This is a genomic window from uncultured Gimesia sp. (assembly GCF_963972345.1).
In the GTDB taxonomy this organism is placed as follows: Bacteria; Planctomycetota; Planctomycetia; order Planctomycetales; family Planctomycetaceae; genus Gimesia.
This window is the reverse complement of the sequence record NZ_CAXAVM010000005.1, coordinates 37,909-64,466: the sequence shown is the minus strand read 5'-3', so window position 1 is coordinate 64,466 and position 26,558 is coordinate 37,909. Positions and strand designations below refer to the sequence as shown.

At 51.9% G+C, this 26,558-nt stretch carries 21 protein-coding genes, 1 tRNA gene and 1 other RNA gene; 13 read left to right on the top strand and 10 right to left on the bottom strand.

Translation table 11 applies throughout. The annotated features are described in order from the left end of the window. Positions 1 to 116: 116 nt before the first annotated feature. A complete protein-coding gene (locus tag AACZ40_RS01545; RefSeq protein ID WP_339672909.1) occupies positions 117 to 872 on the bottom strand; it encodes a recombinase family protein in 756 nt (251 codons plus the stop codon). Here AACZ40_RS01545 and AACZ40_RS01540 point away from each other — a divergent pair. Next, a complete protein-coding gene (locus AACZ40_RS01540; RefSeq protein WP_339672935.1) occupies positions 852 to 1,556 on the top strand; it encodes an ATP-binding protein in 705 nt (234 codons plus the stop codon). The two genes, AACZ40_RS01545 and AACZ40_RS01540, sit on opposite strands and share 21 nt — an antisense overlap. A gap of 7 nt (positions 1,557 to 1,563) precedes the next feature. Here the strand turns inward: AACZ40_RS01540 and amt are convergent, their stop codons facing one another. The 3 genes from amt to AACZ40_RS01525 all read right to left on the bottom strand — a co-directional run bounded on the left by amt (position 1,564) and on the right by AACZ40_RS01525 (position 7,454). After that, a complete protein-coding gene (amt, locus tag AACZ40_RS01535) occupies positions 1,564 to 4,554 on the bottom strand; it encodes an ammonium transporter (protein ID WP_291167903.1) in 2,991 nt (996 codons plus the stop codon). 235 nt (positions 4,555 to 4,789) lie between these two features. Continuing rightward, positions 4,790 to 5,857 (bottom strand): tRNA-dihydrouridine synthase, encoded by a 1,068-nt coding sequence (locus tag AACZ40_RS01530; protein WP_291167905.1) that lies wholly within the window; start codon positions 5,855 to 5,857, stop codon positions 4,790 to 4,792. Between the two features lie 34 nt (positions 5,858 to 5,891). Next, entirely contained in the window at positions 5,892 to 7,454 is a 1,563-nt protein-coding gene (locus AACZ40_RS01525) for a thiamine phosphate synthase (RefSeq protein ID WP_291167907.1), read from the bottom strand. 604 nt (positions 7,455 to 8,058) lie between these two features. Between AACZ40_RS01525 and AACZ40_RS01520 the strand changes: the two genes are divergently transcribed. Beyond that, positions 8,059 to 10,599: an ATP-dependent Clp protease ATP-binding subunit gene (locus AACZ40_RS01520; RefSeq protein WP_339672903.1), complete on the top strand. Its 2,541-nt coding sequence runs from the start codon at positions 8,059 to 8,061 to the stop codon at positions 10,597 to 10,599. Between the two features lie 114 nt (positions 10,600 to 10,713). Further along, entirely contained in the window at positions 10,714 to 11,406 is a 693-nt protein-coding gene (locus AACZ40_RS01515) for a class I SAM-dependent methyltransferase (RefSeq protein WP_291167911.1), read from the top strand. Between the two features lie 232 nt (positions 11,407 to 11,638). Here the strand turns inward: AACZ40_RS01515 and csrA are convergent, their stop codons facing one another. After that, entirely contained in the window at positions 11,639 to 11,869 is a 231-nt protein-coding gene (gene csrA, locus AACZ40_RS01510) for a carbon storage regulator CsrA (protein WP_291167913.1), read from the bottom strand. Between the two features lie 653 nt (positions 11,870 to 12,522). On the opposite strand from csrA, the gene AACZ40_RS01505 reads away from it, so the two are divergent. Continuing rightward, complete coding sequence (locus tag AACZ40_RS01505; protein WP_291167915.1) at positions 12,523 to 14,421, top strand: carbon starvation protein A; 1,899 nt, start codon at positions 12,523 to 12,525, stop codon at positions 14,419 to 14,421. Positions 14,422 to 15,691: 1,270 nt separating this feature from the next. Here the strand turns inward: AACZ40_RS01505 and AACZ40_RS01500 are convergent. Continuing rightward, positions 15,692 to 16,012 (bottom strand): type II toxin-antitoxin system RelE/ParE family toxin, encoded by a 321-nt coding sequence (locus AACZ40_RS01500; RefSeq protein WP_291167917.1) that lies wholly within the window; start codon positions 16,010 to 16,012, stop codon positions 15,692 to 15,694. Beyond that, on the bottom strand, positions 16,009 to 16,257 hold the full coding sequence (locus AACZ40_RS01495; protein WP_291167918.1) for a hypothetical protein: 249 nt from the start codon (positions 16,255 to 16,257) through the stop codon (positions 16,009 to 16,011). Before AACZ40_RS01495 ends, AACZ40_RS01500 begins: the two co-directional genes overlap by 4 nt. A gap of 172 nt (positions 16,258 to 16,429) precedes the next feature. Here AACZ40_RS01495 and AACZ40_RS01490 point away from each other — a divergent pair, with 172 nt between their 5' ends. From AACZ40_RS01490 to AACZ40_RS01475, 4 genes are all read left to right on the top strand, one after another. After that, positions 16,430 to 16,687, top strand: a complete 258-nt coding sequence (locus AACZ40_RS01490; protein WP_291167919.1) for a hypothetical protein — start codon at positions 16,430 to 16,432, stop codon at positions 16,685 to 16,687. Positions 16,688 to 16,706: 19 nt separating this feature from the next. Beyond that, entirely contained in the window at positions 16,707 to 17,192 is a 486-nt protein-coding gene (locus AACZ40_RS01485) for a barstar family protein (protein WP_291167921.1), read from the top strand. A 461-nt stretch (positions 17,193 to 17,653) separates the two neighbouring features. Beyond that, complete coding sequence (locus AACZ40_RS01480) at positions 17,654 to 18,169, top strand: protein-tyrosine phosphatase family protein (RefSeq protein ID WP_291167923.1); 516 nt, start codon at positions 17,654 to 17,656, stop codon at positions 18,167 to 18,169. Positions 18,170 to 18,429: 260 nt separating this feature from the next. Next, positions 18,430 to 18,514, top strand: a tRNA-Leu gene (locus AACZ40_RS01475). 74 nt (positions 18,515 to 18,588) lie between these two features. Here AACZ40_RS01475 and AACZ40_RS01470 read toward each other — a convergent pair. Then, on the bottom strand, positions 18,589 to 19,284 hold the full coding sequence (locus AACZ40_RS01470) for a GntR family transcriptional regulator (RefSeq protein ID WP_291167925.1): 696 nt from the start codon (positions 19,282 to 19,284) through the stop codon (positions 18,589 to 18,591). Between the two features lie 431 nt (positions 19,285 to 19,715). On the opposite strand from AACZ40_RS01470, the gene AACZ40_RS01465 reads away from it, so the two are divergent. The 3 genes from AACZ40_RS01465 (at position 19,716) to AACZ40_RS01455 (ending at position 23,264) form a co-directional block, all read left to right on the top strand. Beyond that, on the top strand, positions 19,716 to 20,657 hold the full coding sequence (locus tag AACZ40_RS01465) for a DUF1559 domain-containing protein (RefSeq protein WP_291167926.1): 942 nt from the start codon (positions 19,716 to 19,718) through the stop codon (positions 20,655 to 20,657). 129 nt (positions 20,658 to 20,786) lie between these two features. Continuing rightward, positions 20,787 to 21,200: a hypothetical protein gene (locus tag AACZ40_RS01460; protein WP_291167927.1), complete on the top strand. Its 414-nt coding sequence runs from the start codon at positions 20,787 to 20,789 to the stop codon at positions 21,198 to 21,200. Positions 21,201 to 21,233: 33 nt separating this feature from the next. Beyond that, positions 21,234 to 23,264, top strand: coding sequence for a VCBS repeat-containing protein (locus tag AACZ40_RS01455; RefSeq protein ID WP_291167929.1), 2,031 nt, complete (start codon positions 21,234 to 21,236; stop codon positions 23,262 to 23,264). A gap of 188 nt (positions 23,265 to 23,452) precedes the next feature. Here the strand turns inward: AACZ40_RS01455 and AACZ40_RS01450 are convergent, their stop codons facing one another. Both AACZ40_RS01450 and rnpB read right to left on the bottom strand, forming a co-directional pair. Continuing rightward, on the bottom strand, positions 23,453 to 23,908 hold the full coding sequence (locus AACZ40_RS01450) for a hypothetical protein (RefSeq protein ID WP_291167930.1): 456 nt from the start codon (positions 23,906 to 23,908) through the stop codon (positions 23,453 to 23,455). 292 nt (positions 23,909 to 24,200) lie between these two features. Further along, positions 24,201 to 24,578: RNase P RNA component class A (gene rnpB / locus AACZ40_RS01445), an RNA gene on the bottom strand. 173 nt (positions 24,579 to 24,751) lie between these two features. On the opposite strand from rnpB, the gene AACZ40_RS01440 reads away from it, so the two are divergent. Then, positions 24,752 to 25,258, top strand: coding sequence for an FHA domain-containing protein (locus AACZ40_RS01440; protein ID WP_291167931.1), 507 nt, complete (start codon positions 24,752 to 24,754; stop codon positions 25,256 to 25,258). A 34-nt stretch (positions 25,259 to 25,292) separates the two neighbouring features. After that, complete coding sequence (gene rsgA / locus AACZ40_RS01435) at positions 25,293 to 26,447, top strand: ribosome small subunit-dependent GTPase A (protein WP_291167933.1); 1,155 nt, start codon at positions 25,293 to 25,295, stop codon at positions 26,445 to 26,447. Positions 26,448 to 26,558 lie beyond the last annotated feature (111 nt).

Below are 26,558 nucleotides of genomic sequence, written 5' to 3'. Positions count from 1 at the left end.
GGCTTGAAATTGAAACGGCGTTTTGATGCAAGCCTTGCTCTTTGATAAGTTCCTTCATCAATCGCAGCAGGGTAATAGTTGTCAATTGGATTCCCTGTGGGGACTCTATCGCCATCCTATGTAACCTCATGCAATTGGAGTTGCCCGAAAGTTGTTGGATCAGTAAGAACCTTACTGACAAATGATCCTGTCCATGCCCCACTTGTTCCCATCGGATCGAATTTATCAGCAACCTCAGTGAGAATCTGTTTTTGACCGATGCCATCAATGCAACGTTGAAAGATATACTGAATTGCTTTGGCTTTATCTTTATTGAGAACAAAGCCTTTTTCGTCATCCCAATCAATCCAGCTAGGACGACGTTTTGAAAGGGGTTTGTTGTTGATCTGGTTTCGTCGTTCATCCCAATGGCTTTTTAGTCGTTCTCGTTTTTTCAAGCTCTCTTCATGAGCAAGGTGAAATGTAATCAGCGGTTCTAAAACGGTCGCAATGTTTGTGAGGCTGTCTTTATCATAGACTCTCTCAATCGGCATCAGAGTTACGATTTTTATGCCTGCGCTGAGGATGTCTGAAAATAACCGGTATGCTTCGTTTATGCCCTCTCGGGAAAGTCTGTCGAGATTTTCAACAAGTAGAATTGAACCCTTCGGGACTTTGCCTTCTTTGACTGCTTTAAGAAAAACAGACAGTGAGCCCTTGTGTTTATTTTTGCCTCTGAAAGCGCTGACACCCATGTCTCTCAATGTGAGATCTGCAAGCGTATGTTTGCCCCTGTCGATGAAGTTTGCAGCCCCTTGGTATTGTCTGCGCAGACTGTCTCCATCCATTTGCATTTTCGTTGAAAATCTAATATAGCTGTATACGAGGGCCATTCTTCAATCTCCTTTTGTGGGATCATAACATACTCTGTAAGTGCCTACAATATACTGTTGTTTCTGGATGAGTTGCCCGAGTTCAATCGGCGGACCCTGGAAGTCTTACGACAGCCGTTAGAGGGAGGAGAAGTGACAATCTCCCGGGCGATTGGCAGTGTGACATTCCCGGCGAACGTGATGTTGATTTCTGCGATGAATCCCTGTCCCTGCGGTTATCTGTCTGATCCGCGAAGAAAGTGCTCCTGTAATCCGATGCAGATTGAACGCTATCTTTCCAAGATCAGCGGACCCCTGCTGGATCGGATTGATATTCATATTGAGGTGCCTCCCGTGCCTTTTCGGGAACTTTCCAACCAGACAGCGGGAACCAACAGTGCGACCATGCGCGAACAGGTGCTGGATGCCCGCGAGATTCAGGCACGGCGGTTCGCAAATGAATCTACTTCCCACAATGGCCGGATGACGCCGCGCCAGTTACGAAAACACAGTCAGCTGGCAGCAGACGCGGAAGGACTGCTGAAATCGGCGATGGAAGAAATGGGACTGTCTGCCCGCGCACATGACAAAATACTTCGAATCAGCCGGACAATCGCCGACCTGGATCACTCCGATCAGATTACCGCGGCCCATATCAGCGAAGCCATCAATTATCGCACCCTGGATCGGCAGTTCTGGTCCTGAAGTGAGTTTAACTGTCAGAATTTGCCACGAGTGATGTCGGCTCGGTAGTGCCTGTCGGCGGTGCGAGGCGCGCGATTGTTTCCAGCAGCTTCCGCTTATCGACCGGCTTGGTCGCATAAGCATCGCAGCCGGCTTTCAGACATTTATCCATATCATTTTTCATCGCGTGAGCCGTCAAAGCGATGATAGGTCCGGTGTAACCCTCTTCTCTCAGCTTGCTGGTGGCAGTATAGCCATCCATGACGGGCATCTGCATGTCCATCAGCACAAAATCGTAAGGCTCTCCCGACTGCAGAGCAGCCATGATCTTTTCGTAACCCAGCTGACCATTGTCTGCCAGGTCTACCTCCATGCCTTCTTTTTTCAGCAGAAACGAAATCAGTCGCTGATTATCCAGACCGTCTTCGACGACCAGCACGCGGCTGGCTGCAATCGTTTTACAGACACTCTCCGAAATTTCCTGACTGGATCCCGTCACAGCACTCTTAATGGAGGCTTGATCCAGGTTCAGCAGTTGCACTCCCTGGAGCGATCCCGTATTGACCGAGATCGTGAAAGTACTTCCCGAGCCTGTCGAACTGGAAACTTGAATTTGTCCTCCCAGCATTTCCACGAGACGTTTGGAAATGGCCAGTCCGAGCCCCGTCCCGCCATATTTTCGGGTCGTTGAGTTATCGGCCTGTGTGAATGGCTGATAAATCTGCGCGAGTGCCGTTTTAGAAATCCCGATGCCGGTATCGATCACATCAAACTGTAACTGGGCAAAACTGTCTTCCCGGTTGATGATTCTGGTTCGCAGCTCCACGTATCCGGTTTCGGTAAATTTAATCGCATTTCCCAGTAGATTAATCAGTATCTGTCTCAGTCGGGTCGGGTCCGTCACGATTGATTCGGGGATCGGATTTTCAAAAGAGACAACTAATTCGAGTCCTTTCAGATCAGCTTTAATCTGCATTAAAGCGACGATGTCGCGGATCACTTCAATTGTATTGACGCGTACCTGTTCCAGTTCAACTTTTCGGGCTTCGATTTTAGACAGATCCAGGATATCGTTAATCACGCCGATCAGATATTCGCCGTTGCGTTTGACGATATTTGCGGATTCAATATCGTCCGGATTATTCAGATTCCTCAGCAGAATATCAGTGAAACCCAGAATTGCCGTCATGGGAGTGCGGATTTCGTGACTCATATTAGCCAGGAATTCACTCTTGGCTTCACTGGCAGCTTCGGCCCGTTTGCGTGCCTCGTTTAGAGATCGTTCGTAATCTTTGCGCTCACTGATATCCTGAATAATGCCGGTAAAAATTTCGCGGTCCGCCAGGAGAACAGAACTGACGGCCAGTTCCGCGGGAAAAGTCGATCCATCGCTGCGCTGCGCCACAATTTCCTGGCGCGATCCAATGGCGCGCACCAGTTGAGGATTCAATTCACCGCTCGAGTACTCGTGTTGAATTTTCTGATGCAGGGGAGGGATCAGAAGATCGATGCTTTTGCCGATCGCTTCGTGGTTATAGTAGCCAAACAGATATTCGGCTCCCCGATTGAATTCTTCGATCTTCCCCTCCAGATCGATGGTGATAATCGCATCCATGACATTATCCATGATGGACCGGTATCGAACTTCACGGTCTTTGACATCGGACAATAGAATTTCCTGTGCGTCCAACACCCGGTTGTATTGATAGCCGACGATTCCTGCTTCGGTAAAATTGTCGACATCCGCCCGCGACTGGTTGTCTCCCTTTTCATGGGCAATCATGGTTTCCAGCAGGCTGTGCAATTCGGTTGAAGCCCCATGTTCGGCAACATTCAATCCGATTTTTTCATCCGACGCCGTAACACGGAGTGGCATGAAACACTTAACCAGCATCATGAACAGCCAGATGCTGCCGAAACTCCAGACAAAACAGACACCCACTCCCAGTGCCTGGATTCCCAGTTGAGAAGTGCGTGAAACGCCCGTCTGAAACAAACTGGTATCAGCAAATAATGCGACGGCCAGCGTTCCCCAGACACCGGCAAAACCATGCACGGGAATCGCCCCCACCACATCATCGATTTTAAATCGATTTTCCAGCAGCGAGAGCGAGGCCAGCATCACAACACCAGCGATAAAGCCGATGCAAATGGCACTGGGATAGTTGACAGCATTGCACGAAGCAGTAATGGCAACGAGTCCCGCCAGGGAGCCATTAAACACTTTTTCCACACGGATCTGTTTTGAGGCGATTAATTCCCAGAGTAAAGCACAGATCCCTCCTGAGATGCCGGCGAGGATTGTATTTAAGATAATCGAGGGTACTTGCCCGTTTAAAGCAAGTGTGCTGCCGCCGTTAAATCCGAACCAGCCAAACCAGAGAATTAAAAATCCCAAAGCCGCCATCGGCAGGTTGCTGGACGAGAACCGCTGTTCGTTTGAGTCTCCCGTGAATCGGCCCGTTCTTGGACCCAGAATCAGAACCGCGGCCAAGGCAGCCCAGGCACCGACGGAGTGCACCACACTGGAGCCGGCAAAGTCGAGAAACCCGAGTTTGCCCAGCCAGCCCGCAGGATTTCCTGCCGAATCATGGGCCCACGCCCAGTGACCAAACAGGGGATATGCGAATGCTCCGATTCCCACTGCCAGCAGCAGGTAGGCACGAAAACGCATTCGTTCCGCCACGGCTCCCGAAGAAATCGTCATCGCCGTACTGCAGAATACCAGCTGAAACAGAAACACAACGGTGGGCCAGTGAGCATTGCTGCTGTCTTCAAAAGAGAACTGAGTAGTGCCAATCCAGCCGCCGTAGGACTGACCAAACATCAGTCCGAAGCCAAACAGCCAGAAGATAAAAACGCCGATAAAGAAATCGACAATGTTCTTCGTGGCAACATTGATACTGTTTTTGGATCGCGACAGACCGGATTCCAGGCAACAGAAACCAGCCTGCATCAGAAAGACCAGACTGGTACAGGTCAGTACCCAGATTGTATTTGTGGTTAACTCATGTGACATGAGACAAGGGGCCTGTCAGGATCACGATCCAGCCGTGAAACGCGAATACCGGCTGGTTGATTTTTTGAAACATACTTTCCCTAACTCTAGGTTAGGAAAAGCCGCAGTCAAAAAAATTATGAGTGAAATCCCTCTGTTCTCGAAGGTTCAGCAGATCGATTCCATGGTGTGCTCAGACAAGCGGAATAATCGCTGGAATCGTTCTAATAGACCTGAGGAATGGCATGCAGTCTGGTCAGGCAGTCGGGGTTTCCAGAGAGAGTGGATTCGGTTTTTCGACTGGCGGAAATCGTCCTGGGGAATTTTCCGCATACCACAGGTCCAGTACCGTTAACCAGTCTGCAGCCGTTTTGACAGCGATAAATGCTTTCTTGACCTCAGCATGTTGCGGGTGGAGTTCCGAATAGAAAATGCCGAACTTCCGCATCGTGTTGCAGACTTTTTTGTCACCGTAAAACTCGCGCGCCAGTCCAAAATGTGCGGCGATGACATCACGCTGTTCCCTGACATCAGGCGGGGTGATCGATTTTCCCTGCAGCAGGTCTGCCGTCTGTTGAAAGATCCAGGGATTGCCAATCGCACCCCGCGCAATGGAGACACCGTCCACACCAGTTACCCGTAACATATCCAGACAGGACTGCGGCGAAAACAGGTCTCCACTTCCAATCACGGTTTTCTCGCCCGCGTGTTGTTTGACCCGTTTCAGAAACTCCCAGTTACTGGGGCCGACATACTTCTGATGTACCGTTCGCCCATGCACGGTGATCGCGGCCAGACCCCGTGCATATGCGCCGTCAAAGATCTTGAAGAAATTGTCTTCCGAATCAATGGTGTCATCAATGCCTCGTCGCATTTTCAAAGTGACCGGAATTTCTGCAGGCACGGTATCCCGCACCCGAGAGACGATATCCAGCGCCACTTCCGGCTGACTTAAATGATATCCGCCCCGACAGCGACTCATCACTTTTTTAACCGGGCAACCGAAGTTGATATCGATCACGTGGAAACCCGCTTCGACCATTCTAAGGGCAGCCGGTCCGAATTCTTCCGGCTCGGAACCCATCAACTGCCCGCCCACGGGAAACTCATCCGGATGACAGTACATCATCGGATGCTGTTTTCCTTCTCGGGATTGAACGATCATGCGGTCAATCATTACTTCACACAGCGTATAAGCAGCGCCAAGCCGGGCGGCGATCACGCGCATGGGATAATCGCTGTAGCCGCTTAACGCGGCCTGATACAGGGGGGACTCCAGTTGATAAGAGCCCAGAGAAACAGGTTGAAGAGTATTAACTGACATAGAGCGTTTCAGATTTTCTTTTGATCCAGCAGGATCAGCTAGAGAACTGTTCCAGTAATTCCCGGGTGATCTGTCCCGGCTGCTCATGGCTGCAGATAACACTGCTGAGGGCGACTCGCGTGGCGCCTGCCTTCAGCACCTGCTGCAGATTATCGGCCTGAATGCCTCCGATGGCAAACCAGGGCAGGGTGATTTCGGCGGCAACCTGTTTGACGAAATCCAGCCCAGCGTATTCATGGCTCGCGAAATTCTTGGTCAAAGTCGGAAATGTGGGGCCGACTCCAATATAGTCTGCTCCGTCCAGCACCGCCCGGCGGGCCTGTTCCATATTATGGGTAGAGACTCCGATCAGTCGCCGGGGACCCACGATCTGTCGCACTTCCCGTACAGGCAGTTCCTCCTGACCGACGTGCACACCGTCTGCATCAATGGCGATTGCCAGGTCCGGGCGATCATTCATGATCAGCATCGCACCCGCTTTTCGAGTCCATTCCCGCACGCGTTTTCCATGTTCCAGTAACTGGCGGTCCGTCATGGATTTCTCGCGTATCTGAACCAGGTCCACACCTGCTGCCAGAGATTCCCGTATCGCCGGTCCCGCACCATGATGACACAGGTTTTCCGAAACCAGCAGATACAGTCGGCTGTCCTGCAGCCTGCGTTGACTGGAAATACAGGTTAAGATGGTTTTCTCCAGCGTATAACTGGCATAACGCATCTGCTTGAAGATCGCTGCCGCGTCTGGCGAAATCAGCTTGCTGAATTCTTCCAGTGTCCGCGCTGCTTCCTGAACCCGTTTCAGATTCGCCTGCAGCAGATGTTCCAGCGAAGAACGGTCGAATTCGCTGGTCGTGCTGACCGACGTACCGACATCGTTAATGGTGTCGCGGCTGGAAATCAGAGCGTCGGTGCCGATAAACCTGAGAGCATCTGCCAACTGATGCCGGGTGGTTTTCAGCAGGCTCATTAAATGGGCATCATCCAGCGAAAAGCGGAGAAAGTCTTCGATGACCCGCAAACCTTCACGCAGGCGATTGGCGGCGGCATCGATGGTTCGCAATGTATTTGTCTGGTCTCCGGCAGTGGCGCTCGCTTTCCGCAGTGCAAAATCAACATCGATGGGTTCTGCTGTCTGTCGAAACAGAACATTGATCGAGTCGTCGAGCTTCTCTGCGGAAAGACCTCCTGCTCTCTGGAGCCACGCAGATTCTTCTGCCGATGTCGCCAGCAATCCCCACAACAGATGCTCACTTCCGATTTCCGCAGGGACGTCCGAGCGACTTGCCTGCTGCATTGCGTGGTTCAGCACTTCTCTGAAAGCCGGGTATTGTTGCAGCGCCTGGGACATTTCCAGTGGTTGCTCTGGTGAATCGATTGAGAATGCAACGGCATCTCCGGGCAACTGTATCTGGAATTCCTCCAGTATCAGTGTCAGATCAATCTGATGAGCGAGCATGATTTCAGCCGCCCGCGATTCTTCCAGAGCCAGCGCTGCCAGCAGGGGAGCGAGTGTCGGTTCCATTTCGGTTGAACCGCTGGCAATCCGTTCTGCCTGAATCAAAGCCCGTTGTGCTCCGGCTGTCAGTGAATAATGCATGGGAATTGTAGTACTTCTGGACTGGTAACTGTCGGGAGAAGGGGAACGGTTTCGACTGGAGACACGCCAGTCTTAATTTAAATAGAGTAACCGATCAAAGGCTTATCTTGCTACATTAGGGGTTGGGGACTAGAATTGAAAATGCTGGGCTTGTGGATTGTATCGATTTTAAAGCTTTGGCAGGCTGGTCATTTTCGCGGTTTTCCACTATGAATCAGACTCCCTGTCCCGGTTTCGAGCAGACCAGTGAAATCCTGATTGGTAAAATGGGTATAATATTTCAGTAAGTTGTGATATTTCAGCAACTTCCTCAGTTGTTCTTTCAGTAGTTTTGGGAAATTCCTCGACGTTTTTTGGTGAGTAACGTATTATTCCTAGGAACCTTTCAATTACAAAGTAACCAATGATTTAATGAAAACGCCGTAAGTGAATGTACACATGCATTTGTGACGTTTTTAATCTTTAGCAGACAATACAAGACAATTCAAATTTCATAAACAGGTTGGGAGAAGTGAATCTCGAATTGAAGCCGCTGGTTTCAGCTCGGATTCACAGTGTTCATCCATAAGAGCCCGGGATGTACGGGCCAGAGGAGAAACAAGTTATGTACGAGCGGTTTACAGATCGAGCTCGAAAAGTGATGCAGCTGGCCAATCAGGAGGCCCAGCGGTTCAATCACGAATATATCGGGACCGAACATATCCTTCTGGGATTAGTCAAAGAGGGTTCAGGTGTCGCAGCCAATGTGCTGAAAAATCTGGACGTGGATCTGCGAAAAATCCGTCTGGAAGTCGAAAAGATTGTGCAGTCCGGACCGGACATGGTCACGATGGGCAAGCTGCCTCAAACGCCGCGTGCGAAAAAAGTCATCGAATACGCCATGGAAGAGGCACGCAATCTGAACCACAACTATGTGGGAACAGAGCATCTGCTGCTGGGTCTGCTCCGTGAGCAGGATGGCGTCGCCGCTCAGGTTCTGATGAATCTGGGTCTGAAACTCGAAGAAGTCCGCGAAGAAGTTCTCAATCTGCTGGGTCATGGCCTGGAAGGTGGCGAAGCAGGCGAACGGACTCCCGGAACAGGCAGCCAGAAAGCCGGCAAAAGCAAAACACCCGCACTGGACAGCTTCGGTCGCGATCTGACCGAACTTGCCAAGCAGAAAAAACTGGATCCGGTTATCGGCCGATCCAAAGAAATCGAACGCGTCATTCAGATTCTCTGCCGTCGTCAGAAAAACAACCCGGTTCTCTTAGGGGAAGCCGGCGTTGGTAAAACCGCGATCGTCGAAGGCTTTGCCCAGATGGTCGTCAACGGCGAAGTTCCCGATCTGCTCCGCGATCGTCGCATCGTAGTTCTGGACCTGGCGATGATGGTCGCAGGCACGAAATACCGTGGCCAGTTCGAAGAACGCATTAAAGCTGTCATGAACGAAGTCCGTCGTGCCAAAAACACGATTCTGTTCATCGACGAATTACACACCCTTGTCGGGGCCGGCGGTGCAGAAGGTGCCATCGATGCCTCCAACGTCTTAAAGCCAGCTTTGAGTCGTGGCGAACTGCAGTGTATCGGTGCAACGACTCTCGACGAATATCGTAAGTACATTGAAAAAGATAGCGCCCTGGAACGACGTTTCCAGAACGTCATGGTAGAACCGCCGACCGACTCACAGACGGTCGAAATTCTGCGTGGCCTCCGCGAACGTTATGAAGAGCACCACAAGGTACAGATCACCGATGATGCTCTGGAAAAAGCAGTCGAACTCTCTTCCCGGTACATCACCGGCCGTTGTCTGCCAGACAAAGCCATCGATGTCATCGACGAAGCGGGTGCCCGCATCCGTCTGAAATCCATGGTACGACCTCCCGATCTCAAAGAGCTGGAAGAAGAATCAGAACGTCTGAACCAGTCCAAAGAAGAAGCGGTTGCCAACCAGGACTTTGAACTAGCTGCCAACCTGCGGGATCAGGCTGATAAACTGAAGAAACGCAAAGAGTCGCTGACTCAGGAATGGCGTGAAAAATCCAAAGAAGTCGATGGCGTCGTCGATGCGGAAGTGGTAGCAGAAGTCGTCGCGAAAATTACCGGCGTGCCTCTGACCCGGCTTTCCAGCGAAGACACCGTCCGTCTGCTGAATATGGAAGATGAACTGCACCAGCGGGTCATCAGCCAGGACGAAGCCATCAAGCAGGTCTCCAAAGCCGTCCGTCGCAGCCGCAGTGGATTGAAAGATCCCAAGCGTCCGATGGGGGCCTTCCTGTTCTCCGGTCCCACCGGTGTCGGGAAAACCCTGCTGGCCAAAACACTCGCCGAGTTCATGTTCGGCGATGAGTCCGCTCTGATTCAGATCGACATGAGTGAATACATGGAGAAGCACAACGTCAGTCGTCTGATTGGTGCCCCTCCAGGCTACGTCGGCTTCGAAGAAGGCGGTCAGCTGACCGAGAAGATTCGTCGTCGTCCTTACGCAGTCGTGCTGCTCGACGAAATCGAAAAAGCACACCCCGATGTCTTCAACATGCTGCTGCAGATTATGGAAGAAGGCCACCTGACCGACAGCTTCGGTCGCAAGGTCGACTTCAAGAACGTTGTGCTCATCATGACCACCAACGCCGGTGCTCAGGGAATGGCTCACGGGGATGCCTTCGGGTTCCGCAAAGCCGACGATGACACCAGCTACGATGCCATGAAGCGAAATCTGATGCACGACCTGCAGAAAGAGTTCAAGCCTGAGTTTCTGGGACGTCTCGATGAAGTCGTTGTGTTCCGTAAACTGACCCGCGAAGAACTCAAGCAGATCGTGGATATCGAACTGGGCAAAGTCCGCAGCCGTCTGAAAGAACAGGGAGTCATCCTCGAACTGACCGACGAAACTCGCGAATTCATCATCGACAAAGGTTCCGAAGGTGGCGAACTCGACTACGGTGCACGTCCGCTGCGTCGCTCTGTCGAACGCTACATCGAAGACCCATTGGCAGAAGAACTGCTGCGTGGTGCCTTTGAAGGGAAGAATAAAGTGCTCGTCAAAGTCGTCGAAACCGGCGATACCAAACAGCTCGAATTCGATGGTTCCTACGAAGCAGAAACAGAAGAGCTGGCAGCGGTCGGCTCTGTGGACGGTGACAGCAATTCTTCCGAAGGGGAGTAATCTTCGCCCGTCCTCGTTCAGACTGAAAAATTGAAAAGAGCCCTCCCTGATTGAGTGAGGGCTCTTTTTTTTGATACTTGCTGAAATCTCTCAGTTGGTCTGCAGGAATGGACAATGATTCCCCGACAGCTCGAACCCGAAGTCATGGACACCCGCGCAGAAGCCATCGACTATGACGCCATGGATCACAGCGAAGTCAATCGACAGTTCGCTGAGTCCCTGCTTCCCCTGCTCACTGCCTGCCAGCAGCAACAGGCGAGCGCAGGTAACACTCAGCCGATCCGATTGCTCGATCTGGGAACCGGAACCGCACTCATTCCCATTGAAATCTGTCAGCGCATTTCACCGCTGCAGATCATTGCCACCGATCTCGCCGCGGAAATGCTCAAGGTGGCGCAGCTGAATATACAGCGCGCCGGCTTGAGTGAAACAATTCTCCTCGAACACGCGGATGCCAAACAGCTCCCCTGTGAAAATCAGAGCTTTGATGGCGTGATCTCTAACAGCCTGATCCATCACATTCCCGAACCACAGTTTGTGTTTACTGAAATCAAACGCGTCATCAAGCCGGGAGGCTTTCTCTTTCTGCGCGATCTGCTGCGGCCCGATTCGCATGCCGAACTGGATCGACTGGTCACACTGTATGCGGCTGATGCAAATTCCCATCAGCGACAGATGTTTCAGGCATCCCTGCACGCTGCTTTGACTCTGGATGAAGTGAAAACGTTGCTGCAGCATTGCGACTGGCCTGAAGCAGCCGTGCAGATCACGTCCGATCGTCACTGGACCGTTTCACTCAAACTGTGAAAGTGATATCTCTCTCCGCGCAATAAAACAAAGGGAGGCCGACATCGTGATCGACCTCCCTTCGCGACTCATTCAATTACTCTTTAATTGTACTCTTGGATTGCTTCGCTTTTGACCATTGCGTCTCGTACGGTAATACACGGTCCCAGTGACCTGCAGACACTTTAGTGAAACTCGATACAGTCCAGCCATTCGCTGCTATCCCCAACAGCGGAATGACTCTCAGGCAAAATCATTCGCTGGCATTTTTTGATGGCGACTTCGCCGAAGGACGATGTGCTTCCGATTCTTTCATCGCGTTTTCCCGCTGAATCGCATCGTATACTTCTTGACGGTGTACTGGAATTTCTGTTGGTGCCTGAATTCCTAACCGTACTTTATCACCCCGGATATCGACAATAGTAATGACAATATTGTCACCGATGATGATGCTCTCGTCGCGTTGTCTCGACAATACAAGCATCGTGAATACTCCTTCCGTAGATCTTAGTTCTGGGCCAATGAGGTGATATCTGAAGAGGCGACAAACCTCTTATTGATTTGAATTAAAGTTTGTCACCTGTTGTCTAGTCGTATGTAAGTAAAACAAATCAGACCGGATTCAAGAATTCGATCCCGGACAGCTCCGATGCCTCAGGCTGACCAGTGACCGGATGCGTTTTCAGGCATGACTCTCTTACCGGCAATGACCCACATCCCTGCATCATTTAATGAGTTCCTCGTGGGTACTAAATACATCGACGCTTTCTCACAGATAATTCCTGCTAAGATGGGATAAATAACGCTGTTGGCGAAACATGGGTGCCGCTTTGCCGAATTCAGCGAAATTGCCGGTTGTGCCGAATATGCCGACACTGTGTGCGCAGGGTAGTGTATGAATGTGTATTTTTCGGTATGGTCGGGCTGCCAGCATGTCGGACTGATTTGCGATTCCTCATCCAGGTGGATAATCTGTAGTAAGCGCTCTGATTTACGATTTCCTGCTGCCAGGGAGTCCTCCTTCAGTGCAAAATCGGACATGAAATTCGCATCCGGATCGACTTCAAGCCGGTTCGGACCTCTGAAACCGTCTATCAGTACAGCTGATTTTTTGAGAATTGCTGGAGTAAAACACGAATGGCCACACTGTTGATTGCCGCGGGAGCTTTTGTAGGTTACATCATTGCCTACCACACTTATGGGAAGTGGCTGTCCCAGAAAATCTTTAACGTCGATGGCGACGCGGAAGTTCCCAGTAAACAACTGCGGGATGATGTCGATTTTGTGCCTACCAAAAAGGAAGTCATCTTCGGCCACCACTTCACCAGCATCGCCGGAACCGGCCCCATCGTCGGCCCTGCCATTGCTGTCTTCTGGGGCTGGCTGCCCGCGCTCGTCTGGGTTCTGGTGGGTTCGATTTTCATCGGTGCCGTCCACGATTTCGGCGCGCTGATCGTCTCGTTGCGCAACCGCGGACAAACCGTCGGCGAAGTTGCCGGCAGGCTGATCGCACCACGCACCCGCATCCTGTTTCTGCTGATTCTGCTGCTGGCTTTGACAGTCGTTCTTGCGATTTTCGGACTGGTCATCGCCATCATTTTTTCTCTCTATCCGGAAACGGTGATCCCCGTCTGGATCACCATGCCCATCGCCATTGTCATCGGCCTGATGGTCTATAAACAGAACGCAAGTCTGCTCGTTCCTTCGCTGGTCGCGTTGGTCATCGTCTATGCTTCCGTTTATCTGGGCGCCTATTACTGGCCCGTGGATCTCTCGGCCATATTTCCTGACCTTAAACTCACCGGGCCATTCCCGAATGTCGTCATTCTCTGGACCTTCGTGCTGCTGGCTTACTGTGCCATCGCCTCGATACTTCCGGTCTGGCTGCTTCTGCAACCCCGTGACTTTATTAACAGTCACCAGCTGGTCCTCGCATTGGGGCTGCTGCTGATTGGTGCCATCGTTGCCGGCGCGACGGGCCAGGCAGATCTGGTTGGCAGTGCCCCCGCGATTGCTAAGAACATCCCCGCGGACGCACCCCCTATCTGGCCTTTCCTGTTTATCACGATTGCCTGCGGCGCCTGTAGTGGCTTCCACTGTCTCGTCAGCAGTGGCACCAGCAGCAAGCAGGTTGAATCCGAGCTCGACGCCCAGTACGTCGGCTACGGTGCCATGCTCCTCGAAGGGGGCCTGGCGGTCATCGTGATTCTCGCCTGTTGTGCAGGCGTGGGTATGGGAGATTTCTCCCGTGTCGGCACAGGCGCCGCCTACCAGTATGAACCCACCATTGATGCCGCTTCGGGCACCCAGCTCACCGGAGTTGCTGCCTGGGAGACCCGTTATAACGCCAGCAAAGGCTGGGGCACGTTTGGCTTGAAAGAGAAAATCGGCGCGTTCATTCAGGGCGGTGCGAATTTTCTGGGTGCGATTGGAATTCCCATGAAGCTGGGCATCAGCATCATCGCCGTGCTCGTCGCCAGTTTCGCTGCTACCACGCTGGATACCGCGACGCGTCTGCAGCGTTACGTCATCCAGGAACTGGCGGCTACCATTCACATCAAACCCCTCACCAACAAATATGCGGCCACCGGACTGGCCGTCTTCCTGGGCGGTATGGTTGCGATGTTGCCGAGAGATGCTACCTCCGGTCCCGGGAGTGGAGGCCTGATTCTCTGGCCTCTCTTCGGTGCCACCAACCAGCTGCTGGCCGGACTCGCCTTTATGGTCATCGTCTTCTACCTCCGTCGTCGAAATAAACCCATTATTTTTGCTCTCGTTCCGATGATCGTCATGCTCATCATGCCCGCCTGGGCCATGCTCTGGAACATGTTCAACAGTAAATCGGGCTGGGCCTATAGTGCCGATGATTGGCATCTGTTCCTGTTCGGCTTGATTGTGATCGCACTCCAGGTCTGGATGATGATCGAAGGCCTGCTCGTCTGGTCGAAATCCAAGGGGCACCTCGAACAGCAACTGCCGGAACTGCCTCGCACGCGACCCACGGTCGCGGCTGCTTCGTCGGGTGGTTCGAATTAATTTCGCTGATATCAGTTCATAAGTCCCGGCTGCTTTTGTAACTGGAGCCGGGCTTTGATCTTGCGCGACTGCACAAACTGGACTTGACCGCTGCGCGCCGCTGCCGAGGATAAGCACCAAAGTGAGTCGCGCGCGTGACCAGTTTACAGTGCACTGAAACACGGGCCACTTGTTCTGACTCTTCACTACAAAAGAGCCTGTTTTTTCCAGATTTGCACTGCCTGAAACACCACCCGTTCGTGATGGTAGCCTGCGGGTCGCCGCACATCGCAAAGCTTCGCCCCGGTACCGCCCCGACCTCGCCGCAGGTCGGTTCTCTGTCAACCCGTATCGCCACATGATATTGTTTATCCCCCTTGACGCCCCCACGCCCTTCCCGAAAATAATCCACCATGCAACGAAACCACAGAACCACTGATCGAACAAAAAATCAAACATCAGCATGAACCCCACAACAATAACAAAATTTCAATGTCCTCTTACCAGTCCAGGTGGCCCCGGCGGGTGGCACAGTTGGCTTGTCCAACGGTGCTCAGTGAACCAGTTCCCGCTTGCAAGGCAGGATATCACCGGGTGCCATCTGTCCGCTTGCCCGACAGTGCCCGAAAAACCAGCCCCCGCACATAAATCAAGGGTGAGCCCGAATGCAATTCGGGCCGAGCGGAGCGAGCAGGAGGTCGCAGCTGCCACGATCAATCCAGAATCAAGCTTCCCATACCCATTCGACACGGCCGGACAAGCCGGCCATGCCACCCGGAAACCTGAATATTAAGTGCAATGTTTCCTCCAATATCAGACGAGCCCGTGCCACTGTTCGGCTTGTCCAACGGTGAAGGTGCTCACGTCCCTTACAAGTTTCACAAAGCATTATAAAAGAAGTGCCCCACCCCCCGCAGATGAAAATCCCGAACCACTGAATGATCTATTAGTGGTATCAGTACTCACCATAGAACATCCCATATGAATCTGGTCTGAAAGAACGGGTAGCCCCGGATGCAATCCGGGGTGAGCGCAGCGAACAGGAAACGGTCAGAGCAAGCATTCAAATCAGGGTACACTACCGACCCCTTCAATGTAGGGGTCGACCCATGTGTCGACCCGCCTGGTGAGGTTCAAACCAGTTTCACCCCGCAACGGGAACTAATTAAATGCTTGAATTGGAATTTTCTACCACGAAAGGACACGAAACCACACGAAAGTAAAAAGGGTGAGCCCGTATGGTATCATCTGATACACTCGTCATGTCATGTACCCGTGGGCTACAACGCGGTTATAAATCGGCATCCTCGATTTCATCCTGCCTCAGATTAAGGCGGGCGGCGTGACGAATGCTGATGACAAATACAAATGGTTCTCTGATTGTAAAAATGATACGAAAAGGACCGTAAAGAGTCTGACGAATTTCCTGATCGGTGAATTCATTTTCAGGGGCAAAACCACATGCTTCAGGAAACTGTTCAAGGGAAGAGAGTTTTATTTCCAGACCAGTTTTCCAGGTCCTGGGATCTGCAGGACCGTGTTGGCGGATATAGGCATAGATTTTTCGAACATCAATCTCTGCCCGTTTTGACAACTCGACACGATAAGTCATTCGTTTTCAAGTTCAGCCAGGACATCACGAAACGGGCGTGTACGGCCGGCATCGATATCCGCCAGCCCCTCTTGAATTGCTTCCAGTGAAGCGGAGAGCTCTGCGTCAGTGCCCACGCCCATCATGTCTCGATAAACTTCCATCGACATCAGAACGTACTTTCGACCATCCTCATCCACTTCCAATAATCCATGGGACTGAGCAAGGGCGCGACGTTGTTCTTCTGTAAGGCGTGGTTTAATCATGTCATGATTATACTTGAGTGAGAACCTGTTTGTCACGAGAAGTTTCGTAAAGTGAAATCTGAAAAGACATTAATCCCATCAGTGCCTCTACCATTGACCTGATTACAATATCGTGTCATCCTCATTAAGTTGTGATTCTCAAATACGATGTGAATGATGGATTCTGCAACCCATGGCCGATCTCAAAAGCATACGTCTGATCTACCTCAAAGGCCTTCTATTCCTGATGATTCTACTGTTTGCCACGGGTTTGATCATTGCTCAGACCCGTTCCTGGCAGATAGCATTGTTACTCCTGCTCATCATCTGGTCCTCCGCCAGGCTCTACTACTTCATGTTTTACGTCATCGAAAAATACATCGATCCCGACTATAAATTCGCCGGCATCACTTCCTTTCTGCAGTACCTGGTTTCGAAAAAAAATAGCTGACACACAGAATTGAAATGCTATGGAAAAGGAACTTGATTACCAGATTCTGGCTGATGGGCCAGTCACGAAATACTATTCTATCGAATTGCTTGATCAGCATCAAAACTGGTTTTCGGAGCACGGTTATCAGATTTATTGCTTTGATGCGAAGACGTGGTATTCCCGGGATAATTTCTATAGCGACATCCATGATGGTTTTGAATTTCCAGAATATTTCGGCAGGAACTGGGATGCGTTCAATGACTGTATTAGTGATATGGTTTCTGAAAACGGGAAAGTATTAGTGGTCATCAAGAATTTCGATCGCTGGCATCAGGAAGACCTCAGCAGTGCAATGTTATTTCTGAACTATATGGTGCATCAAACGTATCAGTTTCTGCTGGAAGGCAAGCGGTGGATTACCTTGATTCAGAGTAATACACCTTCATTGGATGTATCAGACGCTGGGGCCATGCCAGTTTATTGGAATCGGAAAGAATGGATGAATAAAGATCGAGGGCTCTAACCTGCAATATGATATGCATTAACAAAGGGGACAGCCGACCGGACAGCCTTCATTGCGAGATAATTTTCCCATCAATCTAAAAGCAGAAAGGGTAACCCCGGATGCAATCCGGGGTTGTCGCAGACAACAGGAAACTCTCAGGGCAATAGTTCAATTCAGAACAAAAAAACTACCGTTCATCGTAGGGGTCGACCCATGTGTCGACCCGCCTGGCGATCTGCAAACCAGTTTCACACCACAATGGGCACAGAAAAGCCCCGCTATCTTCCATTATCAACCACGAAAAATCCGAAACCACCCAAAGAAAAATGGGTGAGCCCGGATGTAATCCGGGCCGAGCGTAGCGAGCAGGAGGTCGCAGCTGACTCGTACAAATACAGAACCGAGCATCCTATACTTTCCCGACACGGCCGGACGAGCCGGGCTGTTATCAACCAGACTGAGAGACGAGAGCAATAACCATGTTCCAACCCACAATCTATCCCATTCAGACCATCGGTGGCGGCTCCCTGTCGGTGATGGCCAGGCCGGTTGCCGGGGAATGGATTGACGACGAATTTGCCGGGATCGCGCGGCTGGGAATTTCGCATATCGTCTCCCTGCTCGAAGCTCAGGAATCCATCGAAATCGGTCTGGAAGACGAACCCCGGCTCGCAGAACAGCATGGCATGTTATTTACTTCGTTTCCCGTTGCGGATCGCTGTCTGCCTGCATCGGTCGAAGCATTTGCGGACTTCACCCGGACACTGTATCACGGTATTCTGGAAGGCAGTCACACGGTCGTACATTGTCGCGCGGGCATCGGCCGGGCCGGGATGACGGCGGCGGCAATTCTGCTGCACCACGGATTGACCACACCAGAGGCGTTCGCGCTGATCTCAAAGCGGAGACGCGTCCCCGTGCCGGATACTCCCGAGCAGCATCACTGGATCCTGAAACATGAAAAGCAGATTACAGGGAAAGAGAACATTCTCTGAACTGAAACAGGCCGGCAGCGAGTCTGGTTTCGCATTAATCCGGATAATCGATTCCAACCCGGTTTTCTGCGAATGGTTGTCCTAAAATTGCGAGGCGTATGACTGGAAAAAGGGGGACAAAGTCTATAACATACCTGCTTCCCCGTGAGACGGGACCGATTCGGAAGCAGTTTTTCCGGGTCCAGAGCCAGAAACTCTGTCTCACACGGTTGATATGAAATTGGCGTAAGTCAATAATAACAAAGGGGATCGGCTTATAAGCCCAAGTGGCGGAATTGGCAGACGCGCTAGATTCAGGTTCTAGTGTCCGTAAAGGACGTGGAGGTTCGAATCCTCTCTTGGGCATTCATAAAAAAGACTTCGAGCAAACCAGCTCGGAGTCTTTTTTTACGGATGGGCCGAAACCGGTCGGGAATCACTTATTGCGGGCACTCGCTCTGCAATTGATTTAATGTGAGCTGGCGACTGTTTTGAATGTGCACCGTCATGGCCTTGCGGGTCCATTCTGCATCGCGTTTGCTCAGCCCCTTGAGGATCTGGGTGTGATCGTCAATGGTCATCTCCAGAACTTCGGTGCTGTAACTGTGCCGCGCCGCTCCGATGATTTCTGTCAATAAATGGAAGTCGCCTACGACGGTTAACATCCGCTGGTTGTTGACCGCGTTCAGGATGGTCTGATGAAATTTCAGGTCAGACTTGTCAAACCGGGCGGAGACCTCCATCGCCTGTTTTTTGCCGGTCAGCACTGAGCGATGCAGTATTTGCATGGTGTCGAGGGTTGCCTGTAATGACTTCAACTGTCTGGCAGCAATAAACTGCGAAGCCTTCGCGGCTGCAAATGGTTCGATGGCTTCTCGCATCTCGTATAATTCGGTCGTGTCCGTAATCGTCGGCCGCTTTACGACAGCTCCCAGTTGAGGCACCAGTTCAATCAAACCTTCACTGACCAGTCGCCCGACTGCTTCCCGCACGGGAGTGGCGCTCATACCGATCTCGTCTCCCAATGGCCCGTAGCGAACGCGGGCACCCGGTGCAAACTCTCTGTTTAACAGTTTCTGTCGCAGTACTTCATAAGCGATCTCGGACTGATTTTTTTCTGAAGCTGGCTTTCGCATTTATACTCTGAACCTGATCTGGCTGAGCGGGGAAGATCCCGTCAGTAAAGAACCATCAAACTTTGCATTGGTACCCATGATACTGACAATGATACCTCGTTGTAGTCTTTTTGTTCACTTTTTTGCAACGACACACTGTCACAGATCGACAGAAATACCATGATCCACAACCAGGTTGATGTTTCGAGGGAAAACAAACGAGCCGCTTAACTTAAACTCGTCAATCAGTGTCAGCAAGTATAGTATGCCAGAATATTCTCAGGAATTTTCTTTGCAAGTCGCGGCAAAGTCTATAGACTTTAGGTATGGCTCACTGCTTGCCTTGATTCTGGCAGAAGCATCAGGTGAGAACAAGAGCCCCATTCTTTGCGATTCAGCATTCATTCTCTTTCTGCCTGACCTGCATTTTTCAATGCGAAAGGACGAGTCTCATGAAGCGTCATCACGTCAGCGTTCGCGGCTTTACTCTGATTGAGTTACTGGTGGTGATTGCCATCATCGCCATTTTGATTGCCCTGCTGTTGCCGGCTGTCCAGCAGGCGCGGGAAGCAGCTCGCCGCAGTACCTGTAGAAACAATCTGAAACAACTGGGACTGGCAATTCACAATTATCATGAAACACACCGGGTGTTTCCTCCCGGATATTGTGGCGATCCGAACAACAGCTGCTCGGTGGTGGATGCTTCCAATAACGGCTGGGGCTGGGGAGCATTTATTCTGCCGTTTATCGATCAGGCGAATCTGTATAATCAACTCGGGGTGGGCCAGGTGAAACAGGCGGTGTGCAGCGTTCCGACAGGCCCCCAGGCTGCAGCGACCGTCGGCAGTGCCGATTTACAGAAGACAGCCATTCCCGTTTACATGTGTCCGACGGCCACCGATCCGCTGATTAACCCGGGACGCGTTTCCGGCGGACATGCCAAATCAAACTATGCCGGCATAGCAGGCATCGACTGGACGGGAGTCGATACGACCACAGGATTCAAAGCGATTTTTGTCGACGGAACAAAATATGTAACACGAATGCGAGACTTTATCGATGGATCGAGTAACACCTTTGCGGTCGGCGAAAAGTACCGACGCGATATCGACGGAACCTTAACGACCCAGGTGGCGGGGGAATATTATGGCGCTGTCTGGGTGGGGATTGCCCCCGATGTCCGCGCAGCCAACGTTGTCGGGCAACTGGCCCCGACCGGATCGTCCTACGCCGTGAATGGCGGTTCTGTGAATGCGTTTGCCAGTCAGCATACCGGCGGCGCGCATTTTTTATTCATCGATGGACGGGTTCAGTTTATCAGTGAGAATATGGACCAGGATAAACTGTCTGCCATTGCCACGGGAAATGATGGCAAGGTCGCCAACATCGAGTAATAGCTGAGCCACAGTCGCAGAAATCCGACCAGTGCAGCACGCGTTGCCGCTGGGTCGGTTTCTGCTGCACTGACGCGGGTGATCGCAGTCAGTCTCACAAAAACAATCTCAATCACAGCAGGCACAACTATGAGACGAAGATTGAAGACAGCGCTGTTCCTGGTTATCCCGGGATTATTACTGTCTGCATGCCGTTCCCGCCCGGATGATCAACCGCAACTGGGAAAAGTGAAAGGGCTGGTGACGCTGGACAGCTCTCCCCTGGAAGGGGTGCTGGTACAGTTTACGCCTGAGGAAGGCCGGGGCTCGCAATCGTTGACAGACAAGGACGGACGGTATGAATTGATGTATGTGTACCCCACGATGGGAGCGAAGGTGGGACCGCACACCGTCACGATCAGCACTCCCCCCGTCGATGATTCTGATCCGGAAGCTCCCAAAGTCAAAGAAGTGGTGCCCGAAAAATATCGTAAGAACTCGATTCTGAAAGCAGACGTCAAAGCCGGGGAGAACGATATCAGTTTTGACCTGCAGACCAGGTAAAATAAAAATCAGATGCGCTGCAAGGAGACTCTTATGCCGTGGAAACCAAAAGGCATGATCAGATGCGTGCTCCTGTTAGTGACTTTCACAGTCTGGGGCCATGGACTGAAATCAGCAGCAGGAGATGACCAGAAGGTATCATCCAGCAATACGGGTTACTTTACTCCCGCGCATCCCGTTCCCGTTTCGAAAAAAATCGAGTACGGGCAACTCGGGAGAGGAGAGGATTATCGGTCCATCGTGGTGGGGGCAGCCGATGTTTACGGTTCGGGACCATACGACCTGTTTGTTTTCCCCGACAGGCTGTTTCCTTTTCGTGGATTCAGTGAGGGTGGCGTGCCCGTCTATAGGAAGCCTGTCAAAATCACCGGTTCCGCATTGAACGGGACGATTTTTACAGGTCCCGATAAAACGATCTATGGTCTGTTTGCCGCTGGCAAAAAAATTCGCCTCTGCAAATTTGATCGCGATAAAACAGAATTTCAGCAGCAGGCGCTCTCACCCGAACTGGATCTGCCGGGTGGCATGGGGCGGGCAATGGCCGGGTTTATTGACACGCAGGGGCAGTTTCACGTCTATTGTTCGATCGCCGATGGAAGCAGCTACCGTCCGCCCGGTGATCATCACGCAACGACTTACATTCCCTACGATGGTGCCGGATTCTGGCGAGGGAATATTACACGTCGCCAGTTATATCACGTAACCTTTGGTTCTCTGGATCTGAAAAAAGTGGAAGCGGTTTCTCGCGCAGGGCAGGGGCCCGGAGAATTCCTGTTTAACCTGGGGGGCATGACGGTCGTTCATCTGGGAGAAGATCATCCGCCGGCGCTGGTGACCAGCGATAAGCCGGGCGTGATCCGCTGCTTCGCAATTGACCCCGAGAACGGCAAACTCTCTCCTCAAAAACTGGTCAACGACCAGGAGCATGTCGGCTTACGGCATCCCGTGATTAATGCGAATCTGTGTGCAGTCCCCGATCCCGAAACGGGGCTCTCGAACCTGATCGTCGGTGATACCGGGCGGGTCTGGTTCTATCGCTGTTCCGGCCAGTTCGCGCCAAACGGCTCTCCGGTTTATGAATCAGTGTGTCCCGTATTGAGGGAAGACGCCCACCTCTGCCTGGGGGAACTGCCCGTCATCAGTCCGGGAGATGTAGACGGCGATGGCTTGACCGATCTGATCGTCGGCAATGATGCGGGGCAACTGTTGTTTGTCAAAAACATTGGTGACCAGGCACGAGTGGAGTTCGCGCAACCGCAATCCGTGCCAGTGGGTGGCAAGCCGCTGAACATCAAAGCCGGTTACCGCGGTTCCATCCAGGGGCCCGGCGAGGGGATGTGGGGTTATACCTGTCCCACACTTTATGACTGGAACGGCGACGGGCGGCTGGACGTGATCCTGAACAGCATCATGGCGGACTATATGCTGTTGCTGCAGGAGCCTTCTGAAGACGGTGTTGCTTTTTCAGAACCGAAGCCCCTGTATTGTGACGGATTGCAGATGCATCTGGCATGGAGAAGTCAGCCGGCCATTACAGACTGGGGCACGCCAGGTCGTCTCTGCCTGATCGCACTGGATGAACAGAACCTGTTAAGGCGGTTCTGGAGGATCGATAATCAGAATGTGGAGCGCGGCGAATTACTCACGCTCAAAGATGGCACGCCGATTACCGCCAACGTGGATGAAGCCGCTGGCCAGACCGGACGCGCCAAACTGGTGGCGCATGACTGGGACCAGGATGGGAAAATCGATCTGTTGATCGGTGCCTCCCGGGGCCTGTCCTTCCCGGCTTCAAAATCCACTTACCTGCCCAGTGGTTATTTATTGACGAGGCAGGCTTCGATACTGTTTTTACGGAACATCGGCAGTAACGCGGAGCCGGTCTTTGATTATGTCAGGCAACTCGACTTTCAGGGGAAACGGATCGGACTGGGAATTCATTCCTGCTCTCCTGCGCCGGTTGACTTTGGTCGGGGAGTGGTCGATCTGCTGGTGGGAACTGAGAACGGAACGATTCACTATTACCCGCGCGAAACACTTTCGGTTTCCACGCTGCCCGACTGATCGGCCTGGCTGAAGCGATTCAGGTTTCACTTGTTCTCTCGCGGATACGAACTCCAACTCACGACCGAAAAACAAAAACAGACCCGCAACCAGAGTGGCGCGGGTCCGTTTTGCATGCATGATTTATTATAAACCCCTGGCCGGGCAGAACCCGACCAGAGAGGGATGGTTTACCTTTTCAATTCGAACTAGCGATTGTTACGCCAGTTGTCGTTGCGATCGTATCGGTCGTGGTCATGACGGTCATGTCGATCATGGTCAAAGCGGTCGTGACGATCATTGTCGTATTTGTAGTCGTACTTGTAGTTGCTGTACTTGTTATTGTTGAAATACGACGAAGTGTAGTTTGACACAGGACGGTACGTATTGAACAGTCCGCTGTAAGAGCTGTTGTAACGATTCACAGCAGGATTGTACGGAGTGAACAACGGTCGGGTATTCAGGTAGCTGCTGTTGTAGCTTGAATAGGAATTGTTGTTCCAGTTCCGGCTGGCTGTGGAATTGTAACGTGTGTCGTATTTCGAATTGTCATATTTTGAGTTAAAGTAGCTGCTGGTGCCGCAGAACGGAGTGGCAGCAAATGAAGTGCTGCTGACCAAAGTAACGGCTGCCATAGCTGCGATTGCGAGTGTGAAGTTTTTCATCATTATCTCCTTTAATGGTTTTGTTTTTTTAAAGTGGCTTTTTTTGTTATCAACTGTTTCATTTGTTGTTGATGAAAGAATACTAAAGCAGCTACCGTGCCATAAAAGTGCGGAAAGTCTCTAAGTGCATGTTGTGTAAGGAGATAAAAATTATCGCAGTGTCGTGGAAATGATTTGGCATGTTGTCAAAAGTGCAATATTGTAGAATTTATTACAATCAATTTGACAACATTGCGGGTTGAGGTGTGTTGTCGTTGTGATGAATTGAATGGGTCGGGGAAGAGAATCAATAAGCGGGAGCAAGCCTGTAAGCCGGGTTATGTCGAGAGTGGCCATTTATCTGGGACAGCAGTTGCCTGCTGCCTCACGCGACCGACCCGGAAGTCATAACGGATCGGGCCGATCCGTGTTCTGGCGAACCAGAACTGCTTCCTGCTTGGTCTTGCACCCGGTGGGGTTTACCGAGCCAGACCGGTCACCCGGTCTGCTGGTGCGCTCTTACCGCACCGTTTCACCCTTACCTGGCCAGCGTACCGGCCCGGCGGTTTACTTTCTGTTGCACTTTCCCTGTCCTCGCGGACGGTGGGCGTTACCCACCACCGTGCCCTGTGGAGCCCGGACTTTCCTCCACGGATTCCGAAGAACCCGCAGCGACCACTCAGCCGACTCCCGCTATTGAAGTCTCCAGTATAGAGTAAGCAGTCCCCTTGAAGTATCCCCAAAATCTGACTTTTCTCAAGAGAAAGGCTTTATAATGTGTGGCCAGCGGTATAGATTAAAGCCATGCGGGCAATTCATGATCTTTTGGTAAACAATACGTAACAGAGGCGCCAGGAAGTCGGAATGTTAGGTGAACTCAACCCGTGTGGCGGCGGCGATCCAATCCCGCTGCTGTCAGAAGTGTTATTAATTGGCCGCCGCAGCAAATGCGATATCACGCTGCAGTTTCCCAATATCTCATCGCATCACTGCCAGCTGGAATTTATCAACGGCTATTGGCGCGTCCGCGATATGAACAGCCGCAACGGGATCAAAGTGAACGGAGACCGCTGCGATATGAAGTGGCTGCTGCCCGGAGACCGGCTCTCGATTGCCAAACACGATTACGAAATCAATTACACACCCCAGTCCGATGAACCGCCGCCGGAAGAAGAGAATCCGTTCGAAATGAGCCTGATGGAAAAAGCGGGGCTCGTCAAACGGGAAAAACGTCCGGAACGTCCGATGGCACCACCGGCAAAGAAACCAGATAAAATTGAACTTCCGGAAGACGAATCTCAGATGACCGACGATGAACTCGGACTGAAATTTCTCATCGATCAGGATGATGAGCAGGACGGTTCATCATGAATTTTGATCAGACGGTGATGGAACCAGAACTGTAGTGGCTAAGAAAAAAGGAAAAAAAATCCGGGTTGCGTTTAAAAAGAACCGCCAGAAAAAGGTCCGGAACAATAAACTCGCCAGCCACCAGATGGACGAGCAGGTCGACTCGCAGTACAGGGATACCACCGAACGGCTCACCGGTAAAGGGGATCTCACTCGTCATCGCACCGTCATGGGAGTCGAGCACGAAACCGATGACGGCACCGAAATTGTCATCGATATCGACGAGCAGAACTGCATTCCAGGCCGCGTGATCCGCTCGCAGGGCTTGAACTCGGTCGTGCAGGTGGCAGATGGCACACGCTATGAATGCACCATCCGGCGGCTCGTGCGCACCATGTCCCGCGATGACCGCAACGCCGTTGTCGCCGGCGATCATGTATTGATTCGTCCCGATGGGGATGAGCATCAGGCGGTGATCGAACGTGTCGAGCCGCGTCGCTCCTATCTTTCACGGGGCAGCAAACGTCGCGAGCATATTCTCGTCAGCAACATTGACCAGGCTGTCATTGTGGTCTCCGCCGACGATCCGCCCCTCAAACCCTCGCTGATTGACCGCTTCCTGATCAGTTCGGAAAAAGGCAACATTCACTCCATCATCTGCATCAATAAAATCGACCTGGTCGATCCGGTCGCCTTCCAGCCCCTGATCGGCGTGTATGCCCAGATGGGTTATGACATTGTATTAACCAGCGTCACAGAGGGCACCGGCATCCCGCGTCTGCGGTCGCTGCTCAAAGGTAAGCAGAGTGTTTTCTCGGGCCAGAGCGGCGTGGGGAAATCGTCGCTGCTCAATCAAATTGACGAACGACTGTCACTGGAAACCGCAGAGATCAGTCAGGAAAACCGCAAAGGACGGCACACGACCCGTTCTGCCTTGCTGCTCGAAATCGCGACTGGGGGCTGGGTGGTCGATACGCCGGGCATTCGTCAACTGGAGTTGTGGGATGTGATTCCTGAGGAAGTCGAAGGCTTCTTCCGCGACTTCATCCCGTTTGTGACCCAGTGTCGCTTTCCGGATTGCTCGCATACGCACGAAGCCGACTGCGGCGTGAAACGCGCTGTCGCCCACGATTTCATTTCCCGCCAGCGCTACCAGAGTTATCTTAAAATCATCGCCAGCGATGAGCCGCGGCCCGTTTATCATCAGTAATTTGCTGTCTGCTTCGCCCGGAAGCCCTTCTGCCTTTCACTGGCACGACAGTTGAACCTGACATCGCTGTTGCGTAGACTGATTTATAAGCTTCCTTAAATTATCGGGCCG

Bases quoted from the DNA above. Each gene is read 5' to 3' on its own strand.
- AACZ40_RS01545 (WP_339672909.1), bottom strand. From the start codon at position 872: ATGGCCCTCGTATACAGCTATATTAGATTTTCAACGAAAATGCAAATG.
- amt (WP_291167903.1), bottom strand. From the start codon at position 4,554: ATGTCACATGAGTTAACCACAAATACAATCTGGGTACTGACCTGTACC.
- AACZ40_RS01530 (WP_291167905.1), bottom strand. From the start codon at position 5,857: ATGTCAGTTAATACTCTTCAACCTGTTTCTCTGGGCTCTTATCAACTG.
- AACZ40_RS01525 (WP_291167907.1), bottom strand. From the start codon at position 7,454: ATGCATTATTCACTGACAGCCGGAGCACAACGGGCTTTGATTCAGGCA.
- AACZ40_RS01520 (WP_339672903.1), top strand. From the start codon at position 8,059: ATGTACGAGCGGTTTACAGATCGAGCTCGAAAAGTGATGCAGCTGGCC.
- AACZ40_RS01515 (WP_291167911.1), top strand. From the start codon at position 10,714: ATGATTCCCCGACAGCTCGAACCCGAAGTCATGGACACCCGCGCAGAA.
- csrA (WP_291167913.1), bottom strand. From the start codon at position 11,869: ATGCTTGTATTGTCGAGACAACGCGACGAGAGCATCATCATCGGTGAC.
- AACZ40_RS01505 (WP_291167915.1), top strand. From the start codon at position 12,523: ATGGCCACACTGTTGATTGCCGCGGGAGCTTTTGTAGGTTACATCATT.
- AACZ40_RS01500 (WP_291167917.1), bottom strand. From the start codon at position 16,012: ATGACTTATCGTGTCGAGTTGTCAAAACGGGCAGAGATTGATGTTCGA.
- AACZ40_RS01495 (WP_291167918.1), bottom strand. From the start codon at position 16,257: ATGATTAAACCACGCCTTACAGAAGAACAACGTCGCGCCCTTGCTCAG.
- AACZ40_RS01490 (WP_291167919.1), top strand. From the start codon at position 16,430: ATGGCCGATCTCAAAAGCATACGTCTGATCTACCTCAAAGGCCTTCTA.
- AACZ40_RS01485 (WP_291167921.1), top strand. From the start codon at position 16,707: ATGGAAAAGGAACTTGATTACCAGATTCTGGCTGATGGGCCAGTCACG.
- AACZ40_RS01480 (WP_291167923.1), top strand. From the start codon at position 17,654: ATGTTCCAACCCACAATCTATCCCATTCAGACCATCGGTGGCGGCTCC.
- AACZ40_RS01470 (WP_291167925.1), bottom strand. From the start codon at position 19,284: ATGCGAAAGCCAGCTTCAGAAAAAAATCAGTCCGAGATCGCTTATGAA.
- AACZ40_RS01465 (WP_291167926.1), top strand. From the start codon at position 19,716: ATGAAGCGTCATCACGTCAGCGTTCGCGGCTTTACTCTGATTGAGTTA.
- AACZ40_RS01460 (WP_291167927.1), top strand. From the start codon at position 20,787: ATGAGACGAAGATTGAAGACAGCGCTGTTCCTGGTTATCCCGGGATTA.
- AACZ40_RS01455 (WP_291167929.1), top strand. From the start codon at position 21,234: ATGCCGTGGAAACCAAAAGGCATGATCAGATGCGTGCTCCTGTTAGTG.
- AACZ40_RS01450 (WP_291167930.1), bottom strand. From the start codon at position 23,908: ATGAAAAACTTCACACTCGCAATCGCAGCTATGGCAGCCGTTACTTTG.
- AACZ40_RS01440 (WP_291167931.1), top strand. From the start codon at position 24,752: ATGTTAGGTGAACTCAACCCGTGTGGCGGCGGCGATCCAATCCCGCTG.